Source organism: Mycobacterium sp. IDUB_37 (genome assembly GCF_055419245.1).
Window position 1 is genome coordinate 458253 of record NZ_JBVAXG010000001.1, and the last position, 18872, is coordinate 477124.

Sequence of the window (18872 nt, forward strand, 5' to 3'; positions counted from 1 at the left end):
AGGAGCGGACGAAACCCACCAACAGTCTTGCTGAGCTGCAGTGAAGCGGCGATTGTCAGAGCGCCGGTGGGTCCGCCGCTCGATGCCAACAGGTCGGCGAGTCTGTGCAAGGCGTCGCTGATCTCCACCTGCAGCGACCGGGTCCACAGGGCCCGAGATTTGCCCGGTATACGCTGCGCGCATGTCGACATTGCCACAGGCGCGGGCACAGGCCCGCGCCCAATCGGCATCTCTGTCCGAAGGCGTCACCGCCTACCACGTCCTCGGTGATCACGGCCCCTGGGTGGTGCTGGTGCACGGTCTGGTGACTCCTAGCTATGCATGGGAGCCACTCGCTGAAATGCTTGCCGGTCAAGGGTTTCGGGTCCTGCGCTATGACCAACTCGGTCGCGGGCTCTCCGACCGGCCCGCAATCCGATATGACCTCGACCTGTACCTACTACAACTCCGTGAACTAGTCGACACCCTCGGCATCGACACCATGCATCTCATCGGTTGGTCGATGGGCGGTGTGATCGTCACCCGCTTCGCCGCCGAATCTCCCGACCGCGTCGTCAGCCTCACGCTGATTGCGCCCGGTCTCTATCTGGGCGGACGGCTGACGCACTTCGGCAAGCTGGTGATGCGAACTCCAGGTGCCCGCAAGGTCATGGCAAACCGCGTCGGCAACATCATCGACCGCCTCGAAAATCAACACTTGAGTCGGCCCGACAGATTTCCCGACTACAACCGACGCGCCCGCGAACAGCTGGTGTTCCCCGGCATGGCGGAGTCCTTCGCATCGACGGTGGCACACTTCGATGTCGATGCTGGTGATCAGTGGGCGGTGGCGGGGCGACACCCGCGCCCTGTCCTCGTGGTGTGGGGCACCAACGACTCCGTCACTCCGTTTGCGAACAGTCGCCGCGTCGCACAGTTGTATGTCCACTCGCAGCTGCTGAGCGTCGATGGTGCCAAGCACGCTTCGCATCTGGACCATGCGGAGGTTGTTTTTCCGGCGATCTTGCGGAACCTGGCCGCGGCGGAGAGCCAATTCTGACGAGGGTCAACGGAGTTCCGATGGATCCAGCCTGGCCCGCAATCCTGACGATATCGCGGTTAGCGTGGAAGCCATGTCGATGCCGCAAGCAATGCAAGCGATAGTTGCGCGTGACCGCACCGCCGGTATCGCTGGTCTTGCGCTGGAGCGCTTGCCCTACCCGCACGCCGCGGAGAACGACGTCATCGTCCGGGTACATGCGGCCGGGTTCACTTCGGGCGAACTCGACTGGCCAGGTACTTGGACTGACCGGGCCGGGCGGGACCGGACGCCGACCGTCCCCGGCCACGAGTTCTCCGGAGTCGTTGCCGAATTAGGTTACGGAACAACGGGATTGACCGTTGGTCAGCGAGTCTTCGGGATCACGGACTGGTGCCGCAACGGCACTTTGGCCGAATTTGTGGCGGTGGAAGCGCGCAATCTCACGCCGCTGTCGGACGGAGTTGACCACACCGAGGCTGCGGCGCTTGCGATTTCGGGCCTGACGGCATGGCAGGCACTGTTCACCCACGCGCAACTCGGGGCGGGGCAGACAGTCCTGATTCACGGCGCCGCCGGGAGCGTCGGCTCTGTCGCAGTGCAACTGGCACGCGAGGCGGGTGCGCGCGTGATTGCCACCGGCCGTGCCGCACATCGGCAGACCGTGCTCGGTTTGGGCGCGGACATTTTCGTGGACTTGCAGGACGACCTGCTGGAGAACGTCGGTCAGGTGGACACGGTGTTCGACGTACTCGGTGGTGAAATCCTTGATCGCTCAGCGGTATTGGTCCGCCCCGGCGGTGCGCTTGTCAGCATTGCTGAACCACCCCGAATCCAGACCGATGACGTGCGAACCGTCTTCTTCGTCGTCGAGCCCGATCGCGCGGGGCTGGCGGCGTTGGAGAGCAGGCTGAAGGACGGACGGCTGCGTCCGCTCGTCGGCGCGACATATGCCCTCGAAGGTGCCGCTGCGGTGTTCCACCCGGCGCCCGGCAAGCCCGGCAAGGCAATCATCCGCGTCTTCCCCAGTCCGTAGCGCTCGCGCGCCTCATCAGAGGTTCGCTCGAAACCGAGAGAGGCGCACACCACGAAAGGCGCCACGTTCGGCACGTTCAGCTTTGCTTGCGTACCGGTCTCACCGGGGTCAGGGTCCGCAATTCGCGTCGCGAGGTGGCGCCCAGCTTGGCGAAGATCTTGCTCAGGTGCCACTCGACTGTGCGCGGGCTGATGAACAACTGTTCGGCGATTTCGGAGTTGGTAAAGCCCTCGCCCGCGAGCCGGGCGATGTAGCTCTCCTGTGTCGTCAGTTCGACGGCCGATCGCTCGGTGTGCTTTCGGGTCGGTTCACCGGCGGCCCGAAGTTCGCGGCGGGTCCGTTCCGCGAAACCCTCGGCGCCCATCTGCACGAACATGTCGTGAGCGACGCGCAGACGTTCGCGCGCTTGCGACCGGCGGTTCATCCGCCGCAGCCACTCGCCGAAGATCAGGTGCGTGCGTGCCAGGAGAACGACGAGGGGGCAGCGCTCTAATTGGGAAATCGCCTCGCGGTATTCGGCTTCCGCCTCCGGTCCGGTGGTAATCAAGGCCCTCGCCCTGGCCGCGTAACCGAGGGCGGTTGGGCTTCCACTGGCGATCGCCCGCTCGATCAACTTCTCGGCCGCCGTTTCGGCGATGGCCATTTTGCCGGACCGGGTGGCAGCCTCCACCAGTTCGTTCAGTAGGTGGCCGTACATGCCGACGTCGTCATATTCCAGGCCTGACGTGCACGCCGCGAGCGCCTCCTCATATTGGCCGAGTCCGGTGTGCAGGATAGTCGCCGCGAAGAGGGCAATGGTGACTTCGGTGCCCTCACCCCGCGAGGTGGACTCGTCGATCGTCGATTGAACGAGTTGGCGGCACAATTGCTCTTGTCCTCGGCAGGCTGCGAGATAGGTCTCGATGGAACGGTGCGGAGGGGCGCCGGTCGCGGTTGTGATGGCGTCGGATTGTTCGAGTAGCACTGCGGCCTGGGTGAAGTCGGCCGAGGTGACGCACGCCCCCGCGTACGTCGTCAGCGCGGCGGGTAAGACCGTCAATTCGCCTGCGGTGCGAAGCATCTCGAGCTGGCGGGCGTTGAGTTCGTCGTAGATGTCTTGATCGAACAGATCGAGCAGCACGCGGTTGGTGATGTCGTGCCAACGCGCGTCGGCGGTGCCCGCTGACTCCTCTGCCAAGTACTCAGAGATGGCGCGTCTGAACAGCGGTACCGCTAACGTGCTCCCCTTGGTGAGTCGGATGATGAGCCCGTCGAGGAACAGGTCGACCGCGGTTGGGGGATCGGATGGCGGCGGGGCGTGCCGGGCCGACTCGGCGATCGCCGCCGGGGACGCGTGCTCGTCAACATGGAGGCGACCCACGATCATTGCCGCCATCAGCGCCTCGAGATAGGACTCGCGCGACAGCGCAGGGTCGAGTGGGCGTAGCCGTTCGGCTGCGGCCAACAGCAGCGGGGGTGCATCGCGTCCGCGGCGGGCGGCGAAGGCAATCTTGGCTTGCAGCAGATCGACTCGGGCACTGAGCAACTCGTCGTCGGAGCGTGATGCGAAGACCACCAGTCTGGTGGCCGCATCCGGGTCGCCGGCGTCGACCTTGGCCTGGGCGGCGTCGAGGGCGCGCTCGGCCCGACGGACTGGGTCTGGCGTCAGTTCGACGGCGCGCGCCAAGAACGCGGCGGCGGCCGCCGCACCACCACGGCGGCGGGCCCGCTCGGCCGACTGTAAGAGTTCAACGGCGACGGTCTCGTCGGGTGTGACCGTGGCGTGGGCGCGGTGCCAGGCGCGGTGATCGGCTGCGGCGGGGCCGGCGATGGCTCCCGCCAACGCCGCGTGGGCTTGTCTCCGTTCCGATGGGGCGGCATTGCGATAGACGGCGGACCGGACCACCGGATGCCGGAATCGCAAACGGGTTTCGACGGTGATCAGGCCGCTCTGCTCGGCCGGGATGCTCGCTTCCGCATCGATGCCGAGTTGTCCGGCCGCCGCCCACAACCATGCCGGCTCACCGATGGGCTCTGCCGCCGCGAGCAGCAGCAGGGTCCGCGTCTGCGGCGGCAGTTCACGCAGGCGTCGGTCGTAGGTCCGTGCGATGCGCGTCGCCAACGGCTTTGCGCTGGCTAGCCCATACCCGCCGGCCAACTCCGCGGGAGCCAACGCACGGTGCAATTCGAGCAACGCCAACGGATTCCCGCTCGCCTCGGCCAGAATGTTCTCGCGTACTTGATCGTCGAGCAGGCCCGGCAGCACCTCGGCAAGCAGTGCGCGCGCGTCGACGTCAGCGAGCGCGCAGAGACTCAGCTCAGGTAACCCCGTGAGTTCTTGGCCGGCGCTGGATTCGCGGGCCGCGAAGATCATCACCACTGGGTCGGCAAGAAGGCGGCGCGCCACGAACGCCAGTGCCTGCAGTGAAGCGCTGTCAACCCACTGGGCGTCGTCGATGATGCAGACGGTCGGACGTTCCGCGCCGGCGTCGCCAAGCAGCGTCAGCACTGCCAAGCCCACCAGAAAGCGGTCCGGGGAAGCACCTTCACGCAATCCCAACGCGATCCGTAGCGCCTACTTCTGTGGGTCGGGTAACCGGTCGATGCGACCGAGCAGCGGGCCACACAACTGCTGCAGTCCGGCGTATGCCAGCTCCATTTCCGATTCCGCTCCGCTGAGCGCGATCGTGCCAAGATCGGCGGCGCTGGCAAGAACGTCCTCCAACAGGGCGGTCTTACCGATACCCGCGTCCCCGTGAATGACGAGGACGCCGCTGCGGCCGCCTCGTACGCGGTCCAGCAACTCGACCAGCAGCTCTTGCTCATGATGTCGACCCAATAGTGTGCCGCGACGAGCACCTCGACCCATGTTCGACATCTTGGCACGTCAGCGAGCTGCCGTCCTTCTGACGAAGGACCTGAATTTCCGGTGAGTTCGACGTCGCAGCGCGACAGGGCGGACACCGGTCTGTCATTGACCGGGGGTTTCTACGGGGTCAGCCGGCAGGCCAAGGTGCTGTGATTTTTCGAGGATCGACGCGGGCAGTGCCGCACGAATTCTCGGGGAAGGGTGTTCAACGATGACCGAAGAGCTGACCGTTCGCGACGCTACCTACGAACTGCTCCGAACACTGGAGCTGACAACGATATTCGGAAATCCGGGCTCCACGGAGGAGACCTTCTTGCAGGATTTCCCGGTCGACTTCACCTACGTTTTAGCCCTGCAGGAAGCATCCGCGATGGCGATGGCCGATGGCTTCGCCCAGTCCACCGGCAAGCCTGCGCTGGTCAATCTGCATACCGCGGCGGGCACCGGCAATTCATTGGGCAGCCTCGTCGCGGCCTACCGGGCGAACACGCCACTCATCGTTACCGCCGGCCAACAGACCCGCGAAATGTCGTTATGTGACCCCTATTTGAATAACCCCGATGCGACGATGCAGCCGCAACCGTGGGTCAAACGAGCCCTCGAGCCGGCCCGCGCCGAGGACGTGCCTGCCGCGTTCATGCAGGCTTACGCCATCGCCACCCAACCGCCGACCGGCCCGGTTTTTCTGTCCATCCCGCTCGACGACTGGAACAAACCGGCGCTGGGGCCCGCAGTGATCAGGACAGTCAGCCAGCGCGTCCAGCCAGATGCCGACCGGTTGCGTGAGTTCGCCGACCGGATCAGCCGGGCTGAGCGGCCACTGTTGGTGCTGGGCCCGGAAGTGGACCGCGCCGGCGCCTGGGATGCCGGTATTGCATTTGCCGAAAAGCTGCGCGTACCGGTCCACGGCAGTGCGCTGTCGGACAGGTGCTCGTTCCCCGAGGATCACCCGCTGAATGCGGGTCCCTTGCCGATGACGATCGCTGGTGTGAACCAGGCCCTGCAAGGTCACGACCTGGTGATTGTGGTTGGTGCGCAGGTGTTTCGGTATTACCCCTACGTGGCGGGCGACCACCTGCCCGAAGGGACCGAGCTGTTGCAGATCACTGTCGATCCCCATCTTGCTGCGGTGGCGCCGGTGGGTGACAGCCTCGTCGGCGACGTAGGCATCGCCTTGGAACAACTGCTGCCCCTGGTGGATGTACCTCCTGATAGGCAGGCCCCGGTGGCGTTGAGCCGGGAAGCCAGCCCGGAGATTCCGGTGGCATCGGCGCCACTGCTGCCCAACGACGTCTATGCCGTGCTGAGCACGGTCAAACCCGACGACGCCGCGATCGTCATGGAATCGACCTCCACGCTGGCCGAACTCCTGAAGTGGCTGCCCACCCGGCGGACGGGCAGCTTTTTCGCCACCGGCAGCGGAGGCATCGGCTGGGGAGTACCCGGGGCGGTTGGCCTCGCGCTCGGAGACCGGGCTCGCGGAGTCAAGCGGACCATCCTGGCTTCGATCGGCGACGGGTCGTTCCAGTACTCCATCCAGGCCATCTGGACGGCCGCGCAGCACAAGCTCCCGATCATCTTCGTGGTAATGCGCAACGGCGAATACGCAATCTTGAAGTCCTTCGCCCTGCTCGAGAAGACTCCCGGAGTACCCGGGTTGCAGTTGCCCGGTCTCGATATCGCCTCGCTGGCAACCGGATACGGGTGCCGAACCGCCAAATGTGGAGAACACCGAGGAGCTCGCCCGCGAATTCAAGGCCGCACTGGAAGCCGACGGACCCACCGTCATCGTGGTGCCCACCCAACCGCAACTGCCGTTCCTGGGCTGAGAGATGCCGGTCTACACCTGCACGACGGTGGAGTCGATGCTGAGCGCCGATATCAAGGCCAGTCTCGCCGGCGAAGTGACGCGGATTCATTCGATGATCAATCACGTGCCGGGCACATACGTGAACGTGGTTTTCCATGAACTAGCCCCGGACGACGTCTATACCAACGGGCTTCCCGCGCAACCGCTGCTGATCAACGGTTGGGTGCGCACTGGACATCCCGAAGCACAAAGCAGCCAGTTGGTGGCCGAAATCGCGGCTGCGGCGACCCGGATAACAGGCCTACCCGCCAAGCAGGTGCTGGTCGTAATCCAAAGCAGCCCAGCATATCTCGCTATCGAAGGGGGACGCGTGCTGCCGGATCCCGGCGAAGAGCAGGCCTGGTTGCGCGCGCAGGAAACCTCCCACCATGACGGAATCGGCTGAAATGTCCACTGATGTAACAGGAAACCTCGCTGCGCCGGATACCACCGCCATCGACAGCTTCATCCAGGCCGTTGCCGCTCACGGTGAGCTGATCACCGAAGGCGCGATTCTGGCCGACCTTGGTCACGACTTCTGGGGAGTCGGCGCTACCGCAGAAGTGTTGCTGCGTCCCCATAACCGCGACGAGATCGCGGCGATCATGCACGCCGCGTCCGACTACAACGTTCCGATCGTTCCCCGCGGCGGAGCGTCGAACTGCTCGGGGGGAATGATGCCCTCCAGCGGACGCGTCCTGCTCGACCTGTCCGGACTGAACCAGATCCTCGATGTGGACATCGAAGGGCGGCGCGCCCGCGTGGAACCGGGAGTGGTCAACTCCGACTTGCAGGAGCACCTTGCCCCACACGGCCTGTGCTTTTCCCCCGATCCGGTGTCGGCGCATCTGGCCACTGTGGGCGGCAACATCATCGAAAATGCAGGCGGTCCACATGCTTTGAAGTACGGCGTCACGTACAACCACATCCTGTCGGTCGAGGTGGTGCCGCCGGACGGGTCTGCAATCACCCTCAGTGCGGATGACGACGGCCCTGACCTACTCGGTGTCCTGATCGGTTCGGAGGGCACGTTGGGCATAGTCACCGAGGCCACCGTCGCGCTGCGTCCGATCGCCGCGGTCACTCATAGCCTGATGGGTGCGTTCGCCAGCGCCCGGGAAGCCGCCGACACCATCGCCGCGGTTATCGCCACCGGTGTCGTGCCGGCCGCCGTGGAATGGCTCGACCGTGCAGGTATCGCCGGGTTGCAGCAGTTCTACGACACCGGCTACCCACTGGACGCGGACTCCATCGTTCTCATCGACGTCGACGGCACGGCCGACGAGGTCCGGCGCGACCAGGCGATCGTCGACAGGGTGCTGCGTGAGCGAGCGACCGAAGTCCGTGTCGCCGAGGACGAGAAGGATCGTGCCGCGCTGTGGTACGGCCGGCTGCACGCGGCCGACTCCGTGGTGCAGAGCGGCAAGGGCTTCTTCATCGGCGACGTCACCGTCCCCCGCGATCGGATCCCTGAGATGCAGCAGGCAATCCAAGCAACCGCCGCGCGCCACTCCGACGGGCTGTTGTTCATCGCGGTGTGTGGCCACGCCGGCGACGGCGACCTGCACCCGACCACCTTCTATGACAAGGACAACCCGAAGGCGGCATCGTCGCTGGAAGAGGCGAATAACGAGATCGTCGAAGCGGCATTGGAGCTGGGCGGCACCATTACCGGCGAGCACGGCGTCGGTACCGAAAAGATCCAGTTCATGACCAAGCGCTTCACTGCGGTGGAGATCGCTGCCCAACGGTCGATCAAGAAGGCGTTCGACCCAGCCGGGCTGCTCAACCCGGGCATCATGCTGCCCGACCCGTCGGACTGCGAACTCGACACCGAAACGCTCGGCACGGCCGTTCGCGACGCGCTGTACGGCACCCTGAGCCCGGATCCGGGCGCCCCGCTTACCGCCGGTGGCAATACCGAGATCTCGGTGAACCTTGCCAATCTAAGCCTGGTCGTCGGCGCCGACGCCACCCTCGACGAGATCAACCTCTACCTCGACTGCAACGGCATCACCTGTGCCGCGGTCCCGGCTTCGGGCGGCCAACGCAGCATCGGCCAGCTCGTTGCCTCCGCCACCGGCGAGGAGCGAATCGAAGTGAGGCACGCACTTCTCGGTGCTGAGGTCATCGTCGCCGGTGACCAGAAACCAGCCCGCTTCGGCGGCGAGAACATGAAAGACGTTGCCGGATATGACGCTAAGCGCCTCTACATTGGTGCGCGCGGTGCCTTCGGGGCGTTGACCACTCTCATCTTCAAGCTTGCCGTCAAAGCGTAGGCGCGATCGCAAGCGCGGCGAAGCCGGGCGCAGCGGATCGCGACCATCGGGACCAGGGCCCAACCGATCGGCATTCTGCACAAGCGCTACCGTCGAAGGATCCAACGACGGAGGTGCCCATGGCCGGACAGATACCGCTGGTCGACTATCTGGTCTTGGACGGGGACCATCCGCATCTGATCGCGCAGGAATGCGCCAACTGCGGAGCCAGGTTCTTCGACCGGCGTAACGCGTGCGCAAAGTGCTTCGCCTCGGAATTCGCGACCGTTCCGATCGCGACCGAAGGCACGGTGCGCGCATTCACCATCGTCGCGTTCGCAGCGCCCGGGATTCCGACCCCGTTCGTGGCTGCGGTGGTCGACTGCGACGGAACCCAGGTGCGCGCCAACCTCATCAACGTCGAACCCGATCCGGCGCACGTTTTCGACGGCATGAAAGTCCGTCTGGCCACCCACTCGATCGGCACCGACTCCGAGGGAACCGTGGCGGTCGGCTTCGGCTTCGAGCCGGCCGGCAACGAGCAACAGGAGCAGAGATGAGCGCCAGTAGTGAGGTCTGGATCCTCGGCATCCACATGACCAAGTTCGGCAAGCACCCGCAACTGGACACCGTGGACTTGGCGGCCGAGGCCGCCACGGGTGCGCTCGCCGACGGGGGGGTCACCATGGCCGACATCGGTGTGATCGCCGCCGGCAATCTGATGAACGCGAATGCCGGTATCGGCCAACAACTTCAAAAACAGATCGGTCAGACGGGCATTCCCGTGTACAACGTCGCCAATGCCTGCGCGACCGGTGCCACCGCACTGCGCACCGCGATCATGGCCGTAAAGGCGGGGGAGGTGGACTACGGCCTGGCGGTCGGCGTCGAGAAACTCGCGGGTGCCGGCCTGCTGGCAGGCGGAGCCAAGAAGAAGGACGCCGACACCTGGACGCCGGCGGGCCGGTATGGAGCGGTGGCGGGGATTGACGGCAGGATCGGCACCGAGACGATGCCGGGCGTCTTCGCTCAGATCGGGATGGAATACGGCCACAAATACGGCGGCACCAGCTTTGAGTTGTTCGCCAAGATCAGCGAGAAGAACCACGCTCACTCCACCCTGAATCCGCTTGCTTCGTACCAGAAGCGGTTCAGCCTGGAGCAGATCATGAGCGACGTCATGATCGCGTACCCGAATACACGCCCGATGTGTTCGGCCAACTGTGACGGTGCCGCGGCCGCCGTGGTGTGCAGCGGAGAGATATTGAAGACGCTGTCGCTCGAGCAGCGCAGGCGTGCGGTGAAGGTGTCGGCGTCTGTCCTGACGACCGATCCCTACGAAGAGGGCTGCCAGGTGTTGCCGAACGTCAACACCCTCACTCGCAAAGCCGCGACCATCGCCTATGAGCAGGCCGGGATCGGGCCCGCCGACCTCGACCTCGTCGAACTGCACGACTGCTTCGCCACCGCCGAACTGGTGCACTACGACAACCTGATGCTGTGCGAAGAGGGCGGCGCGGCGGACTTCTTCAACTCGGGCGCGACGTGGCGCGACGGTTCGACCCCGGTGAACGTGTCCGGCGGGCTGGAATCCAAGGGCCATCCGATCGCGGCCACCGGCATCGCGAACGTCTGGGAGATCTGTCACCACCTGCGCGGCGAGGCCGGCGAGCGTCAGATCGCCGATGCCAAAGTTGGCCTGGCCCATGTGATCGGACTCGGTTCCGCGTGCGGGGTGCACGTTCTGGAGAAGTCGACGGTCTAACCGCCTGCCAAGGTCGTGGTGATGTGGATTTCCGAAGTCAGGGTCTGATGAACCGGGCAACGATCGGCGATGTCGAGTAACCGCTGCCGCTGAGTGTCGTCGAGGTCGCCGGTCAATTCGATGTCGCGATCAATTTGGCTGATGAAGCCCTTGGTGGTCTCGCAGTCGGCACAGTCCTGCGCGTGAATCCGTTTATGCTGCAACGTCACTCGAACCTGTTCCAGTGGCCAGCCCTTTCGGTCGGCATACATCCGCACCGTCATCGACGTACACGCTCCGAGCGCGGCGAGCAGCAGATCGTACGGTGTCGGACCGTCGTCGTCGCCGATCGGCGTTGGCTCGTCGGCAATCAGCTGGTGGTTGCCGGCGGTGATCTGTTGTGTGTAGGTGCCCGAACCTGACTCGGTTACGGTTACCGTGCCCTCGGTTGTCACGCGACTCTCCTCCTATTGGGGCGCCAGTCTGCTGCGCCGCTGTTCTAGTGTTGACCGCAGCACCCGCCGAACCAATGCGACGAGTCTCGTTTCGTCCGAACGGTTCTGACCCGTCGCCGCAATCAGCGCATCGAGTGTCAGCGGACCGTCATCGGGCGTGCTTGTTCGCACCACCTCGGAGATGATGTCGAGCGCCTCGCCGAGTTGTGGCGACGGCTCAGCGACGTTGAGTGCGGTTCGCCAGGCCGCGCCGGGACGCGCCTCATCCAGCAGACCGGCCACGCGCTGCGGGGATTGCCCGAGTGCTTCTGCCACAGCCTGGGCCCAACCGGTCAGGACCGTCAGGTCCTCGACTTCGAGTGCGCGCGGCAGCGGCGGGGCGTCGGGTACCGGAGGTGCCCCGGAACCCGTTGGCGTGGCGTGTATCTGGTGCACGGAAACGTCGAAATAGTGGATGGCGTTGTCGATGGGCTTACGCCCGTCGGCGGTGCGGCGCAGCGCGCGTTCGCCACAGATCGTCAGCAAGACACCGTGGGCGCCGGCCTCCAATGGAACCTCGCGAATTCCGCGAACCGGGTCCTTCCACAACCCGACCACCGGCGACGACGATTGACCGGGCGGACGGCACCGCTGCACCATGCCGTAGGCCGACAACGTCGCGACCGCGGAGCCTGGGTCGTCGGCGAGCACACTGGCGTACCTGGCCGCCCAGCGTGAGGTCAGCTGCGGACCGTCCAGCAGCGGCGTGAAAACCATTGTCGGGCCGACGGATCGGACCACCTCCGCGACGTCGTCGCGCTGGGCGAGGTCCTCACACACCAGGCAGACGAGAGTCAGTTCCTCGCCGAGTTCGACGATCTGCACCTCCCGACGCGCGACGTCCATCGCTTCCCACCACAGGATGTGCGGATGCAGAGCACCGCCCAGGTGGTACTGGTAGATCTGGGACTTGTCCAGCGACCATCGATGGTGTTTGTTCTGGCGAACGTGGAACCACTGCTCACGGTTCGATCCCGTTGCTGCGACGCGTTTTTCGAGTATCGGGCTGACACCGAGATGCACCCAGTTGCCCGGCAACCGCCCCGGTTGGGGGGCGGGCTGGCGGACACCGGTCATCAACATCGTCACACCGTGGCGGTCCAGAACGGCTTCGATACCCTCGATCTCGCTCTCGTCGACAGCGCTCTCCGGTAGGACCACCACATCGACGCTGGAGACCTCGTCGCGTGCCGCAAGGACCGTGCGGTCCAACAGATCTAGGTCCATTCGCTCGGCCGGCGCGAACTCGAAATAGCCATAGGGCTCGTCGGTGAGCCTGCGTACTGAACCCTCGACCGGCCGAAAGTCCGACTCCCGTACCCGCATCGGCCAGGGCAGCAACAGCACGTTGGCGTACTCGGCTTGCGGATCGGTGCCGCGGTGCCGGGCGGGAATCTTCGACCACCGGACCTGCGCGCCGGGACGGTGCACACACGCGTAGCGCGAAAACGCGCCCAACGCGGTCCCGTTCGGCGATGTGCGCACCTTCGGTAACACCCGTAGGACCTGTGGGTGGATCCGCGCCACCGATCCGGTCCTGGCCAACAGCTCGCGTCCACGGGCACGATAGACCGCTCCCAGATCGCCGGGCCGAGCCAGTGCCACTCCCAACCCGGCGCAGGCCTCGTCGGCAATGGCATGCAGTGTCAGCAGCGCCTCGCACATCGGCCATTGGCGGCCGTCGGCGAGCTGCTCGAGCGGCATCGGCACCTGCTCGCGAAAGATCGCCCATTGCCGCGCGAGCAACTCGGGTAGGGCAGCGCCGTCGGGATTCTCGACCCAACCACTCCAATCACGGCCCGCATCTTCGACGGCCTGCGCCCAATTGCCGAACCGTTCGGGCGGCCAGGTGGCGTCTCCGGGAGGGGACAACACAAATCGGTACGCCTGGGTGACGTCCAATATCACGTCGGTGAGCGCGAACAAATCGGGCGGCCATTCGAGAACCTCGTCGCTGATCGGGCATCCGCCCAAAGCCAGCCAGGTCGAGGCGGCCGTCGGGCCTTGGGATGCGGCGCTGCTCATTGGTGCTCCCGGGTCGGTGCCAGACTCGGCTCTGAGCGTAGTGGGTCACAGCGGGTTAGGCTGCCCCCGTGAAGCGACTCGCAGCGGTGGCCGCTGTGACGGTGGCAGTGGCAGCGGCGCGACGGCATATCGCCGCGCGGGAGGCCATGGCCGAGGTGGCATCAGATCTGCGAAATCCCTTGCTGGCGTTCCTGCCTGAAACGCGAAGTCGCCGGCTGCTGCCGCTGTTCAGAATGAACTCGCGGATCTGTACGCCGTCGGGCCGCGGCGTGTCCGTCACCGAGCGCGCAACGGGATGCCCTCGTCGTGGCTACGCTGGGCGACCGCCGCGGCCAGGCCGCCACCGGCACTGGCCCCACCGCAACGCGGCCATGCAGTCGTCGAGGCCGGCCGGAAATGGATGTTCGGGCGCCAGCCGGTAGGGCTCAGGTGCTGGTATATCCGATGCTCGACGACCGCGCTGTGCTGCGGGAGGACCACGCCGGACGTGGCAGGTTCGTGTGGACGCCCGCGTCCAACAGATTTGGCTGGACCAGTTACCTGGGCCGTGAACCGCGGATGTCGGACGCGCCGCAGTACGCGGCACCGGCGCGACGTGCAGACCTCTCCGGGCTGGCCCCGGCCTGGGTGGGGGTAGGTGAGCTCGACTTGTTCCACGACGAGGACGTCGACTACGCCACCAGACTGCAGGCCGACGGCGTGCCGTGCACCCTGGTCACCGTTGCGGGCATGTACCACGGGGCGGATGCGATCGCACCGAAAGCCCTGTCATTGAAAGCATTTCACGCCAGCGCGGAAGAACATCTGCGGACTTGTCTGTAATCGCGGAATGTTATCCGCGTCCGGTGGCGTTGCACCTGAGCGTGACTATTCGCCTTGGATTGCAAATTCCCAACTTCTCCTACGGCACGCCGGTCGCCGAATTGTTTCCTGCCGTCATCGCTCAGGCCCGAGAGGCCGAGGCCGTGGGATTCGACACCGTCTTGCTGATGGACCACTTCTATCAACTGCCCGGACTGGGGGAACCCGACGAACCCATGCTGGAGGCCTACACGGCGCTGGGCGCGCTGGCCACCGCCACCGAGAAGGTGCAGCTGTCCGCTCTGGTGACCGGCAACACTTACCGCAACCCCACCCTGCTGGCGAAGGCAATGACGACTCTGGATGTCGTCAGCGGTGGACGTGGAATCCTTGGCCTGGGGGCGGGCTGGTTCGAGCTGGAACACCAACAACTCGGTTTCGACTTCGACACCTTCACAGAGCGGTTCGAGAAACTCGAGGAGGCGCTGCAGATCATCCTCCCGATGTTTCATGGCGAGCGTCCCAGCTTCGCCGGAAAGTGGTATCGCACCGAGAGCGCCATCAACGAGCCCCGCTATCGGGATCACATCCCGGTCATGCTCGGCGGTAGCGGTGAGAAGAAGACCTTCCGGCTTGCCGCTCGTTACGCCGACCACCTCAACATCATCGCCGACATCGACGCCCTGCCGGCCAAGCTGAAGGTGCTGCAGCAACGTTGCGGCGAAATCGACCGTGATCCGGCAACTTTGGAGACCAGCTCGTTGCTGACGGTAGTGGTCGACAGGGACGGAGCGACTCCGGACATCGGCGAGGCGCGCGGCGGGCGGGCGGTCATCGGGACTCCAGATCAGATCGCCGACGAGATCAAACGGCGGGTGCTCGACGTCGGCATCGACGGCCTGATCATCAATCTCCCGACGCACGGGTACACGCCGGGCATCGTCACCGAGGTCGGCGAGGCGCTGCGGCCACTGGTCCAGGCCTGATCGAGGCCTGACTTCGGGCGCAGTACTCACCAAGTCACCGGCACCAGGTCGGCCTGCCCTGCCACATCACCCGTCGCAGACCCGCGGAGTCCCGCCATTCGGCGAATTCCGGTGGCGGCGCCAGCGGGCAGCTTGCGGATCGCGGTCTCGGAATGACGGGAAGATCTTGGTCGTCTCCGACGGACGTGGTCACGTGGTCACCGAAGGTGGATCGAAGTTCGCATAGTTATCTCTACTGCGGAACAGATATTTGGTCAACATTCGCTCGGCCGCGTCACCCTCGGTCGTGGCGATTATGTAGAATCAATTCTCGTTAGCAATTCGTGCCTCTGATGGGTGGTGGCGCATGACGGCTGCCGTGACTGGAGCCGGGTCCTCGATGGTCGACCGCATCACGGCGATCGTCGATGTTCTGGATGGCTCGACGAGTTTGGGCCTCGACTCCGTCGCGGCGCGTGCCCGACTGCCGCGCTCCACAACCCATCGCATCCTCGAGCACTTGGTGCGCCTGGACTGGGCAGCGCATTCCGAACGCGGATACCTACTCGGCCGGCGCGCGATGTCATGGGGTGACGCTGCCGACCTTCGGTTGCGATCCGCCGCCGCGCCGGTGCTGAGCCAACTGCAGAACCGCACCGCCGGGGTCGTGCATCTTGGCGTGCTCGACCGCGGGCACATCATGCACCTGGACAAGCTGGGTGACACCGCCATTGCAGTTCCCACGCAGGTCGGGAGTCGCGCCATCGCGCACCGGACCAGTCTGGGGGTTGCGGTGCTGGCCATGCTGAAGCCCGAGCAGGTGCTGGACCACCTGCGTGCCGCCAAAGTCGACGAAACTCTCAGTGGTGAACTGGGTTTCGAGTTGCATCGGATCCGCCGCAACGAGGTAGTGCACCGGATCGGCGACTACGGTCCCGCGTTGGGATCGGTGGCGGCACCGATCAATGCCCGAGCGGCGGTAGGCGTCGTCGTACCCGCGACTGTCTCCCTCGAGTCGTACAAGCCGTTGGTGCGGGCGGCGGCAGCCCGGGTCCGGCAAAGCTTGCGGCATGCCGCGCATCGGTGAGCGCCGCGCTCCCGCGACTCCGGTCACCAAGACCCAGGAGTCTAGGCAAGACGCGATCCTGCGTGCCGCGGCCCGATTGGGTGCCGATCGCGACATCGAGCGAATCTCCGCGCAAGAAATCGCGGCGACGGCGGGCGTCGCCCTGCGCACCCTGTACCGGTACTACCCGTCCAAGTATCACGTGTTCGCCGCGATCCTGTCTGCGCAGGTATTGAATCTCGTTCAGCCAGAACCGACTTCGGGTGATCCTGGGTCAGACGTCGCCGACCTGATGGGCGACGCCTGCACCGCTATGCTCGAGCATCCGCACCTGGCGCACGCGATGATCACCTCGACACAGGCCGTGCGCGCGCGATCCGACGCCACGTCGGACTATTCGATGCGCGAACTCATTCTGCGGACGGCCGGTGTACGCAGTCCCACCGCCGAACAGGATGGCATCGCGCGGTTGGTGGAACAGGTGACCTTCGGCATCCTGACCTGGACGGTCGGTGGTGAATTGGATTCTAGGCAAGCAGTTTCCGATGTCCGGCGGGCCTGCCGACTGCTGATGGCGGGGATGTGGGAGTGATTCAGGTTCACCCGGCGTCGAGATCGGGTGCCCACGGCGAGCCGTTGATGTGGCTGCCGCCGTCGGCGAACAGCGTATTGCCGGTCAGGTAGCTCGAGCCGGTGCTGGCCAAAAACACTGCTACCGGAGCGATATCGTCATACGGGTCGCCCATCCGCCCCATCGGGTTGGCCGCATCGGCGAGCGCTTCCAGTTCCGGGTGTTCGCCGATGACCCGAAAGAAAGCCTGGCTCTTGGCCGCCGGGCAGATCGCGTTGACGGTCACGCCTGTCGGCGCCCATTCGCGGGCGGCGGTGCGGGTCAGCGCGCGCAAAGCCTCTTTGGCAGCGTTGTACTCCAGCGAGCCCATGTGGGCGTTGACGCCGTTGAGGCTGCACATGTTGATGACCCGGCCCCAGCCCCGTTCTTTCATATGTGGGAACGCGGCCCGCATCGCAAAGAAGGGGCCGTAGTAACCGACGGCGATGCCCTGTGCCAGTTGTTCGTCGGTTTTCTTCTCGACCCGGCCGATCGCGCCGCCGCCCCAGGCGTTGTTCACCAGGATGTCGATCGAGCCGAACTCCGAAAGTGCGGTTTGCACGGCATTTTCGACCTGTGCGCGGTCCGAGACGTCGGTGGCGACGAACACGCCGCCGACCTGCTCGGAGACGGTTCGGCCCGCATCCGGATCGAGTTCGGCAACAACCACTTTCGCGCCCTCATCGGCAAACCGACAGGCGATGCCGGCGCCGATGCCCGCGCCGGCTCCCGTCACCAGCGCCACTTTCCCGTTGAGTTGCCCGCTCATCGCCCCGCCACTCCGGTCGCCAACAGGCTCCGCGCCTCGGCCTTGCCGTCCAGTGCTCGCGTGGTTCGTGCCACGATCTGCCAACGATCCTCGATGCGTTGCAACGCAAAGTGATTAGCACCCCCGCGTGCTACGACGAAGCGTTCGCCGCGATGGACCACCAGCAGCGATTCGCAGACGGCCACCGCGTCGTCTTCGTTGACGGTCACGACAGCGGGTCCGAGGAAATGGCAGCAACCGCGTCGGATCAATCCCTGGTGGGCGTCCGAGCGCACCATCGCGGCCACGTCGGCGCGGCTGTGCATCTTCCAGTCTTCGACGTCGTAGCTGCCGTCGGTCGCCCAGAGGTGGGCGGCCGCCTCGGCGTCCCCGGCGTCGACGAGGGGGCCGTACGAGGCGATCAAACGCTCGATCGCCCGTTCGTCCTCGATGCGTTGTAAGCGCCGCTCGAGCTCGGCTAATCGTTCGTCAGTCAACAGGTTTCCGATCTCTTATCCCGATCTTGGAGGGCCCCATCAGCTTTTGCATGAAGCGGTGAGTGCCCAGGACGACCTTGGCCCGGTCGGGATCGTTGCGTCGCGCAACATCGTCGCCATTGCCGCCGGCCACATGGACAGGTCCATTGCGAAGTTGAGCAAGGCCCTCGCGGGCCACGTCCGCAGGTTCGGCGACGCGCATGCCGGGCACATCGAAGTTCAGGCCAACCCGCTCCATTGCCGGGGTGCGGGTGACGCCGAGTACCAGTTCAAGCACATCGACGTTGTATTCGCGTAGCTCGAGCCACAGGCTTTCGGCGAATACGCGACCGAACGCTTTCACCCCGCCGTAAACGGTGTGACGCATCGAGCCCAGATAGCCGGCCATCGATCCGACCATCAGGATGCCGCCGCGGCGGCGCTGCCGCATCGAGCGGCCGAAGTGCTGCACCAGCGCGAGCATGGTGCCGATGTTCAGGTCGATCACCCGTCCGAATTCGGCCAGGTCGCCGTCGAGGAAGTGCTCACTGCAGGTATTGGCACCGGCGTTGTAGATCAAGAGACCGACCTCGAGGTCCGAGGTCTCGGCCACGATCTGCGAAACAGCTTCTGCGGCAGTCAGATCGAGCGGCACAGTGCGGACTTCGACGCCGCGGCGGCGACACGCCGTGGCGGTCTGGGTTAGCGGCGCTGACTTCCTGGCGATCAGTACGAGATTGACACCGGCGTGGGCCAGCTGGGTTGCGAATTCGGCGCCGACACCTTCTGACCCGCCCGCCACTACCGCCCACGGCCCGTAGTCAGAAAGATTAGTCATGTCTGGATCGTCGCCCAGAGCATTGCGTGGGCGCAGACCTAGTCCCGTTCATCGGTACCTGGTCGTCGGTACGGCGGGGGCACAAAGAAACGCAGG

General features: G+C 65.2%; 17 protein-coding genes and 2 pseudogenes. 11 read left to right on the forward strand and 8 right to left on the reverse strand.

Translation table 11 applies throughout. From position 1 onward, the window contains the following. Positions 1-181: 181 nt before the first annotated feature. A complete protein-coding gene (locus ACZY1I_RS02205; RefSeq protein ID WP_463752638.1) occupies positions 182-1039 on the forward strand; it encodes an alpha/beta fold hydrolase in 858 nt (285 codons plus the stop codon). Between the two features lie 91 nt (positions 1040-1130). Further along, the gene (locus ACZY1I_RS02210; protein WP_463753466.1) at positions 1131-2054 is read left to right on the forward strand and encodes an NADP-dependent oxidoreductase; all 924 of its coding nucleotides are present in this window, start codon (positions 1131-1133) and stop codon (positions 2052-2054) included. Positions 2055-2130: 76 nt separating this feature from the next. Here the strand turns inward: ACZY1I_RS02210 and ACZY1I_RS02215 are convergent, their stop codons facing one another. Together ACZY1I_RS02215 and ACZY1I_RS02220 are read right to left on the reverse strand one after the other, a co-directional pair. After that, positions 2131-4593 (reverse strand): helix-turn-helix transcriptional regulator, encoded by a 2463-nt coding sequence (locus tag ACZY1I_RS02215; protein ID WP_463752639.1) that lies wholly within the window; start codon positions 4591-4593, stop codon positions 2131-2133. 15 nt (positions 4594-4608) lie between these two features. Beyond that, the gene (locus ACZY1I_RS02220; protein WP_463752640.1) at positions 4609-4902 is read right to left on the reverse strand and encodes an ATP-binding protein; all 294 of its coding nucleotides are present in this window, start codon (positions 4900-4902) and stop codon (positions 4609-4611) included. A gap of 211 nt (positions 4903-5113) precedes the next feature. Here ACZY1I_RS02220 and mdlC point away from each other — a divergent pair. The 5 genes and pseudogenes from mdlC (at position 5114) to ACZY1I_RS02245 (ending at position 10774) form a co-directional block, all read left to right on the forward strand. Further along, a pseudogene (mdlC, locus tag ACZY1I_RS02225) lies at positions 5114-6731 on the forward strand (benzoylformate decarboxylase). A 36-nt stretch (positions 6732-6767) separates the two neighbouring features. Continuing rightward, the gene (locus ACZY1I_RS02230; RefSeq protein ID WP_463753467.1) at positions 6768-7157 is read left to right on the forward strand and encodes a tautomerase family protein; all 390 of its coding nucleotides are present in this window, start codon (positions 6768-6770) and stop codon (positions 7155-7157) included. Between the two features lies 1 nt (position 7158). Further along, entirely contained in the window at positions 7159-9030 is a 1872-nt protein-coding gene (locus tag ACZY1I_RS02235; RefSeq protein WP_463753468.1) for an FAD-binding oxidoreductase, read from the forward strand. A gap of 119 nt (positions 9031-9149) precedes the next feature. Next, the gene (locus ACZY1I_RS02240; RefSeq protein ID WP_463752641.1) at positions 9150-9569 is read left to right on the forward strand and encodes a Zn-ribbon domain-containing OB-fold protein; all 420 of its coding nucleotides are present in this window, start codon (positions 9150-9152) and stop codon (positions 9567-9569) included. Beyond that, positions 9566-10774 (forward strand): thiolase family protein, encoded by a 1209-nt coding sequence (locus ACZY1I_RS02245; protein ID WP_463752642.1) that lies wholly within the window; start codon positions 9566-9568, stop codon positions 10772-10774. Before ACZY1I_RS02240 ends, ACZY1I_RS02245 begins: the two co-directional genes overlap by 4 nt. Here ACZY1I_RS02245 and ACZY1I_RS02250 read toward each other — a convergent pair. The 3 genes and pseudogenes from ACZY1I_RS02250 to ACZY1I_RS02260 all read right to left on the reverse strand — a co-directional run. Continuing rightward, on the reverse strand, positions 10771-11208 hold the full coding sequence (locus tag ACZY1I_RS02250; protein ID WP_463752643.1) for an OsmC family protein: 438 nt from the start codon (positions 11206-11208) through the stop codon (positions 10771-10773). The two genes, ACZY1I_RS02245 and ACZY1I_RS02250, sit on opposite strands and share 4 nt — an antisense overlap. Positions 11209-11220: 12 nt before the next feature. Beyond that, entirely contained in the window at positions 11221-13272 is a 2052-nt protein-coding gene (locus ACZY1I_RS02255; RefSeq protein ID WP_463752644.1) for a hypothetical protein, read from the reverse strand. A 297-nt stretch (positions 13273-13569) separates the two neighbouring features. Next, positions 13570-13693 (reverse strand): annotated as a pseudogene (locus ACZY1I_RS02260) (alpha/beta hydrolase fold domain-containing protein); the annotation flags it as partial. Between the two features lie 23 nt (positions 13694-13716). On the opposite strand from ACZY1I_RS02260, the gene ACZY1I_RS02265 reads away from it, so the two are divergent. From ACZY1I_RS02265 to ACZY1I_RS02280, 4 genes are all read left to right on the forward strand, one after another. Next, complete coding sequence (locus ACZY1I_RS02265) at positions 13717-14094, forward strand: alpha/beta hydrolase fold domain-containing protein (RefSeq protein WP_463752645.1); 378 nt, start codon at positions 13717-13719, stop codon at positions 14092-14094. Positions 14095-14135: 41 nt separating this feature from the next. After that, the gene (locus ACZY1I_RS02270; RefSeq protein ID WP_463753469.1) at positions 14136-15059 is read left to right on the forward strand and encodes an LLM class F420-dependent oxidoreductase; all 924 of its coding nucleotides are present in this window, start codon (positions 14136-14138) and stop codon (positions 15057-15059) included. A 346-nt stretch (positions 15060-15405) separates the two neighbouring features. Further along, positions 15406-16125: an IclR family transcriptional regulator gene (locus tag ACZY1I_RS02275; RefSeq protein ID WP_463752646.1), complete on the forward strand. Its 720-nt coding sequence runs from the start codon at positions 15406-15408 to the stop codon at positions 16123-16125. Next, complete coding sequence (locus tag ACZY1I_RS02280) at positions 16109-16696, forward strand: TetR/AcrR family transcriptional regulator (protein WP_463752647.1); 588 nt, start codon at positions 16109-16111, stop codon at positions 16694-16696. The genes ACZY1I_RS02275 and ACZY1I_RS02280 overlap by 17 nt, the downstream gene beginning before the upstream one ends. A gap of 7 nt (positions 16697-16703) precedes the next feature. Here ACZY1I_RS02280 and ACZY1I_RS02285 read toward each other — a convergent pair whose 3' ends face one another. The 3 genes from ACZY1I_RS02285 to ACZY1I_RS02295 are packed head-to-tail and all read right to left on the reverse strand — an operon-like array spanning position 16704 to position 18776. Continuing rightward, positions 16704-17483: an SDR family NAD(P)-dependent oxidoreductase gene (locus ACZY1I_RS02285; protein ID WP_463752648.1), complete on the reverse strand. Its 780-nt coding sequence runs from the start codon at positions 17481-17483 to the stop codon at positions 16704-16706. Then, the gene (locus tag ACZY1I_RS02290) at positions 17480-17959 is read right to left on the reverse strand and encodes a nuclear transport factor 2 family protein (protein ID WP_463752649.1); all 480 of its coding nucleotides are present in this window, start codon (positions 17957-17959) and stop codon (positions 17480-17482) included. The genes ACZY1I_RS02285 and ACZY1I_RS02290 overlap by 4 nt, the downstream gene beginning before the upstream one ends. Further along, positions 17952-18776, reverse strand: coding sequence for an SDR family NAD(P)-dependent oxidoreductase (locus ACZY1I_RS02295; RefSeq protein ID WP_463752650.1), 825 nt, complete (start codon positions 18774-18776; stop codon positions 17952-17954). Before ACZY1I_RS02295 ends, ACZY1I_RS02290 begins: the two co-directional genes overlap by 8 nt. Positions 18777-18872 lie beyond the last annotated feature (96 nt).

Excerpts from the sequence above, each read along its gene's own strand:
- ACZY1I_RS02205 (WP_463752638.1), top strand. The coding sequence starts at position 182 with ATGTCGACATTGCCACAGGCGCGGGCACAGGCCCGCGCCCAATCGGCA.
- ACZY1I_RS02210 (WP_463753466.1), top strand. The coding sequence starts at position 1,131 with ATGCAAGCGATAGTTGCGCGTGACCGCACCGCCGGTATCGCTGGTCTT.
- ACZY1I_RS02220 (WP_463752640.1), bottom strand. The coding sequence starts at position 4,902 with ATGGGTCGAGGTGCTCGTCGCGGCACACTATTGGGTCGACATCATGAG.
- ACZY1I_RS02230 (WP_463753467.1), top strand. The coding sequence starts at position 6,768 with ATGCTGAGCGCCGATATCAAGGCCAGTCTCGCCGGCGAAGTGACGCGG.
- ACZY1I_RS02235 (WP_463753468.1), top strand. The coding sequence starts at position 7,159 with ATGTCCACTGATGTAACAGGAAACCTCGCTGCGCCGGATACCACCGCC.
- ACZY1I_RS02240 (WP_463752641.1), top strand. The coding sequence starts at position 9,150 with ATGGCCGGACAGATACCGCTGGTCGACTATCTGGTCTTGGACGGGGAC.
- ACZY1I_RS02245 (WP_463752642.1), top strand. The coding sequence starts at position 9,566 with ATGAGCGCCAGTAGTGAGGTCTGGATCCTCGGCATCCACATGACCAAG.
- ACZY1I_RS02255 (WP_463752644.1), bottom strand. The coding sequence starts at position 13,272 with ATGAGCAGCGCCGCATCCCAAGGCCCGACGGCCGCCTCGACCTGGCTG.
- ACZY1I_RS02265 (WP_463752645.1), top strand. The coding sequence starts at position 13,717 with ATGCTCGACGACCGCGCTGTGCTGCGGGAGGACCACGCCGGACGTGGC.
- ACZY1I_RS02275 (WP_463752646.1), top strand. The coding sequence starts at position 15,406 with ATGACGGCTGCCGTGACTGGAGCCGGGTCCTCGATGGTCGACCGCATC.
- ACZY1I_RS02280 (WP_463752647.1), top strand. The coding sequence starts at position 16,109 with ATGCCGCGCATCGGTGAGCGCCGCGCTCCCGCGACTCCGGTCACCAAG.
- ACZY1I_RS02285 (WP_463752648.1), bottom strand. The coding sequence starts at position 17,483 with ATGAGCGGGCAACTCAACGGGAAAGTGGCGCTGGTGACGGGAGCCGGC.
- ACZY1I_RS02295 (WP_463752650.1), bottom strand. The coding sequence starts at position 18,776 with ATGACTAATCTTTCTGACTACGGGCCGTGGGCGGTAGTGGCGGGCGGG.